Annotated in this window: 3 protein-coding genes and 1 pseudogene; 2 read left to right on the top strand and 2 right to left on the bottom strand. The window is 67.6% G+C overall.

The features are described from left to right. A pseudogene (locus tag AB0L70_RS41725) lies at window positions 1-217 on the top strand (SpoIID/LytB domain-containing protein); the annotation flags it as partial. 95 nt (window positions 218-312) lie between these two features. After that, window positions 313-1,467: a glycoside hydrolase family 76 protein gene (locus AB0L70_RS41730; protein WP_363692492.1), complete on the top strand. Its 1,155-nt coding sequence runs from the start codon at window positions 313-315 to the stop codon at window positions 1,465-1,467. A gap of 58 nt (window positions 1,468-1,525) precedes the next feature. Here the strand turns inward: AB0L70_RS41730 and AB0L70_RS41735 are convergent, their stop codons facing one another. Both AB0L70_RS41735 and AB0L70_RS41740 read right to left on the bottom strand, forming a co-directional pair. Continuing rightward, window positions 1,526-2,392 (bottom strand): peptidylprolyl isomerase, encoded by an 867-nt coding sequence (locus AB0L70_RS41735; protein ID WP_363692493.1) that lies wholly within the window; start codon window positions 2,390-2,392, stop codon window positions 1,526-1,528. 315 nt (window positions 2,393-2,707) lie between these two features. Then, on the bottom strand, window positions 2,708-3,358 hold the full coding sequence (locus AB0L70_RS41740) for an SMI1/KNR4 family protein (protein ID WP_363692494.1): 651 nt from the start codon (window positions 3,356-3,358) through the stop codon (window positions 2,708-2,710). Window positions 3,359-4,986 lie beyond the last annotated feature (1,628 nt).

The following is a 4,986-nucleotide window of genomic DNA, read 5'->3' on the forward strand; positions in this document are numbered from 1 at the left end:
GCTCTTCGACGTCGGGTCGCTCCGGACCCTGCGGGTGCTGAAGCGGACCGGGGTCGGGCCGTCGGGTGGGCGGGCGCTCACCGTGGAGGCGACCGGATCGAAGGGGAAGCGGGTCCTGACGGCTGATCAGGTACGGATCCGACTGCACCTGCGGTCGGGCTGGATCGCCTTCCCGCTTGGCATATCAACTGCTGCTCCCGAAGTGCTTGGTCGCTGAGCCATTGACGGGCGGTCTGTGCGGCGGTTAGAACGTGACATCGATGTCATCAGCTGTGACCGACGAAACCGCCACCGCCCAGGAGGAGCAAGTCGATGCCACGGAGATTTGGTATATCAAGACGGATCGCGACCGGGGTGCTCGCGGTCGCCGTACTCGGGTCGTTGCACTTGACCACGGCTGAGGCCGGGACGAGTCCGGCGGCCCGTGCGAAGGCGTCGTACGACGCCATCAACAAGTACTTCGACGCCGGCACCGGATCGCTGCTGCGGGAGGAGTACCCGAACGAGCAGACCAACCCGTACTCGTACGTCTGGCCGTATTCGCAGGCTGCGATCGCCGCGGAGGACCTGGCCGGGGTGCCGGGTGCGGGCCGGAAGGCCGCGGCCGAGGCTGATCGACGGCTGGCGGGCTACGAGCCGTACTGGAACGCCGGTACGACGCCGAAGGGCTACGACTCGTATGTCCGGCCGCCGCTGGGCCAGGGTGGGGACAAGTTCTACGACGACAACGAGTGGATCGGGCTGAACCTGATCCAGCGCTACCAGCGGACTGGTGATCGCGCTGCGTTGGCACGGGCTAAGGAGATCTTCGCGCTGGTGGTGCACGGCTGGGACACCGACCCGGCGCATCCGTGTGCGGGCGGGGTCTACTGGACCCAGGCGCCGTGGAGCCAGGACCGGAACACGGTGTCGAACGGGCCAGGCGCCGAGCTCGGTGCGCATCTGTATCTGCTGACCCGGGACCGGTCGTATCTGACCTGGGCGCAGCGGATGTACAAGTGGGCGCAGGACTGCATGCTCGCGCCGAACGGGCTGTACTGGGACCACATCGACCTGGCCGGCAACGTCGAGAAGACGCAGTGGAGCTACAACCAGGGCGTGATGCTCGGTGCCGGCGTGTTGTTGTTCAAGGCAACGGGTAACCCGCGCTACCTCCGCGACGCGAAGTCGGTGGCGAACGCGTCACTCGCCTTCTACAGCGACAAGGCGGTGCTCGCGAAACAAGGTGCGGCGTTCAACTCGATCTGGTTCAAGAACCTGTTGATCCTCGACTCGGTCGTCCCCGACCACCGCTACCGCAAAGCCATGCAGGCGTACGCCGACGACCAGTGGAACACCACCCGAGACCCAGCCACCAACCTCTACCACTTCCGCGAGGGCACGGTAGAACTCCTCCAGCAATCAGGCATAACCCAAATCCACGCCCTCCTAGCCTGGCCCCGCTCCAAATACCACCTCCTCGCCTGACCCTTTTGAACAGCAGTCGGCCCCTCCTGAATACTTCGGGAGGGGCCGACTCTTGTGGTCAGGCTGCTGCGGTTGCGGTTTTGATTTCTACTGGGGTGATGGGGGCTCCGTCACCGGGACCGCTCTGGGGAGTTACGCCGGCCCGGGCGACCTTGTCGACGAGCTTCAGGCCGGCCTCGTCGATCGTGCCGAACGCGGTGTACTGCGGCCCGAGCGCCGATGCATCGCCGTACACGATGAAGAACTGGCTCCCGTTCGTGTTCGCCCCGGCGTTCGCCATCGCGATCACGCCGCGACCGTACTTGAGCGTCGGGTAGACCTCATCCGCGAACGAGTACCCCGGCCCGCCCCCACCAGTGCCGGACGGATCGCCACACTGCAGCACCTGGAGCCCTTCACCGACCGTGAGCCGGTGGCACTTGGTGTTGTCGTAGAACTTCTGCCCGACCAGGCTGAGGAAGTTCTTCACCGTGCACGGCGCCACCGCGCTGTTCAGCGTGAGCTGCAGGTCGCCGATCGACGTGTTCAGGCTGACCTTCGACGTACCCGACGCCTTGGTCTTGCCGTCCGCCGGCGCCTTGACCGGCTTGCTCGCCGGCTCGGTGCTCTTCTTGTACGCGCAGCTCACCTCGGCCGGCAACGGCGTAGCCCGCTTCAGCGGCGCCGCCAGCGCGGTCGGAATACTGGCCGGCTTGTTGTCCGGCCCGGCCGACGAGGGCAGCTCGGTCGGCGCGGCCGCCGGGCTGCTGTCACCACCGGGCACCCCGAACACCACGAAGACCCCGACGACGACCACGACCACCGCGGCGATCGCCGTGACGCTGATCGCCAGGTTCTTCCGCTGCCGCCTCCGCTCAGCGTCCCGCTCGGCCTGCCGCTGCCGTTTCCGCTGCGCCAGCTGCTGCTGATGGGTCTTCTTGGACATGCAGTAACCCTCCTCACCGGAATGTCTGCAGGGAACCTACCGCCTCAACCTGAGAACTGTCTGGTAGTCCACCCGCAAAATCGACACCCAGGCATCCGTCCACCGGGTTCGGGTGCCCGAAGAACCTCGCGTCGACCGGCTGGAAAGCCCAGGCCGCTGCCGCACCGTTCCGGCGCAGCCACCTACACCCTCACCACCAACCGAACCCGCACCTACCGCGCCCACGTCCCCATCCACCTCAGTCTGGTACTGCTACACCCGCCCAATCAGCCGCTGAAAGTCGGCCAAGTGGGTTTGTCTCAGCAACCGGCTGACTCAGGTCTGGTCGTCCAGGTTGAGGGAGTTCCAGCGGAGGCGGCCTTCGTCTAGGTACGGCGTCCAGGCAGCGGTTGTTGACCACGGTTGGCTCGTCCTGCGGCGGTTGGCGAGGTCCAGGAGGGCGGGTTGCTCGAGGGTGAGGGCGTCAGCGACATCGGCGAACATCCCGGCGACGCTCATCCACTGGGTCAGGTCGGTACCCGATTCGGAGTCGAACTCACCGACCGAGCCGAACAGCTCCCCCTTACGGAGGTCGACGTACAGGCTGATGTCCGTACCGGCGTCGCCGATCGGCAGGAACTGGTCGAGCCAGTTGGTCGACCAGGCACCGGCCGGCTCGGTCTGCTCGGGCCGCTCGGAGTCGGCATAGACCGAGCGCCACATCTCCCGCTCCCGCAGCATGTCTGCGCACGGCAACGGGTTGAAGAGGTACGGCAGCAGGTAGCCGAAAGACCCACGCTGTCCGAACCCATCCGCAATGCGCAGCCACGCAAGCAGATCATCAGGAAGCTCGCACCCCATAGCCGCCCGAACCGCCGCAACACTGTCAGCTGACGCTGGCGGTTGCAGGTGCTCGAGTGCCCCCGGAATCCGCTCCTCCAGCCAGCCGCTGATGAGTATCCACGATTCCGCCACCGACCGATCCACCCAGCCATCCTCAACCACCGAGGGGTCCGCACGGCCCCTCGATCGCCCACTCCCCAACGAACACACCCGCTGAATAGAGATGGCCCCCGCGGCGTGCGCCGTCACAACCACCCACCGCCGCCGCCCGGCGCGGGCCGCCGCCCGCAGACAAGAACCCGAGCTCGCGTCGCGCTCAAGTGGGGCAGCCGGGAACCCCGTCTCGCTCGGCGTGATACCTCGTCGCGGATCGACCCCGCCAGCATCACCGCACTCATCGGGATGGGCCTACGGCGCGGCGGCGCCTGGCTCGGGCTTGCGGTCTGGTGGTGCCCGCTTGGGCTGTGGTACGGCGGTGCTCGCTTGGGTGTGCGGTGCGGTGGTGCCTGGCGTGGGTTTGTGGCGCGGCGGTGCCGGTTGGGTCTGCGGTGCGGCGGGGCTCGCTTGGGCTTGTGGTACGGCGGTGCTCGCTTGGGTGTGCGGTGCGGCGGTGCCTGGCGTGGGTTTGTGGCGTGGCGGTGCCGGTTGGGTCTGCGGTGCGGCGGTGCCCGCTTGGGCTTGTGGTACGGCGGTGCTCGCTTGGGTGTGCGGTGCGGCGGTGCCTGGCGTGGGTTTGTGGCGTGACGGTGCCGGTTGGGTTTGCGGTGCGGTGGTGCCTGGCGGTGGGTTGTGGCGTGCGGTGCCGGTTGGGTTCGAGGCGTGGCGGTGCTGGGTTTGCGGCGTGGCGGTGCCGGCCTTGGGTTTGCGGGGTTGGGCCTCATGCGAGCGCGGCCTCTTGCTGCGAGTCGGGTGGATGGCTGCCCCGATGGAGTGAGTGACGGGCCGGAGAGAGTACTGCTGATGGAGTGGGGTTCCGGCCGGGATCGCGTCCGTGGCCGAGCTCAGCCCGGCATCCGCGACTGCGCGTTCCGCGACGCGGGCAAGCCGGGTGACGTAAGGGTCTCGCTCCAGCCAGCGAACCGGGCGGCCTCTTCCAGCATCGCCTCGTCGGCCGCCCAGCGGCTCGGTCGAGTCGTTGCGAGGGTAGGGTCGTCCGCCCGCGAGGCGGCAGCTGCTGCGGTGAGTGAAGCAAGCTGTGGAGTTGCTGAGCTCGGTGGTGGTGCCGGTGGTGAGCTCAGCTCCCGTGTTGGCAGTGAGCTCGATTGACCCGTGCTCGATTGACCCGTGCTCAGATGAGGTGATCCCGGTTGGGCGGAGCTCGGGTGGGGTGATCCCAGTCGAGCCGGGCTGGGTTGGAGCGGGCTCGATTGACCCGGGCTCGGATGGGGTGATCCCGGTTGGGCGGGGCTCGGTTGGGCAGGGGTGTCTGCCCGCGAGGCAGTTCCTGCGGTGGGTGGAGCAGGACGTGGAGTTGGCGAGCTCAGGGGTGGTGTTGGTGGTGAGCTCGGCTCCCGTGTTGGTGGTGGGCTTGATTGAACTGTGCTCGGGTGAGGTGAGGCCGGGTGGGCCGGGCGCGGTTGAAGCTTGGTTGGGCGGTCGGCGGCGCGCTTGGCCTGTTGTTCTGTGTCGATTGACCCTTGGTGGGATGGCCCGGGCTTGAGTGGTTGCAGGTGGCGTGGTGGGTCGGCCCAGGTTGGGCGGGTGACGTGGACTTTGCCGTTGGTGATGGTGATGGTCCAGTGGCCGGCGTGGAGGGCGGTGTGGTGGCGGCG

This window comes from Kribbella sp. NPDC051952, assembly GCF_040680855.1.
In the GTDB taxonomy this organism is placed as follows: domain Bacteria; phylum Actinomycetota; class Actinomycetes; order Propionibacteriales; family Kribbellaceae; genus Kribbella.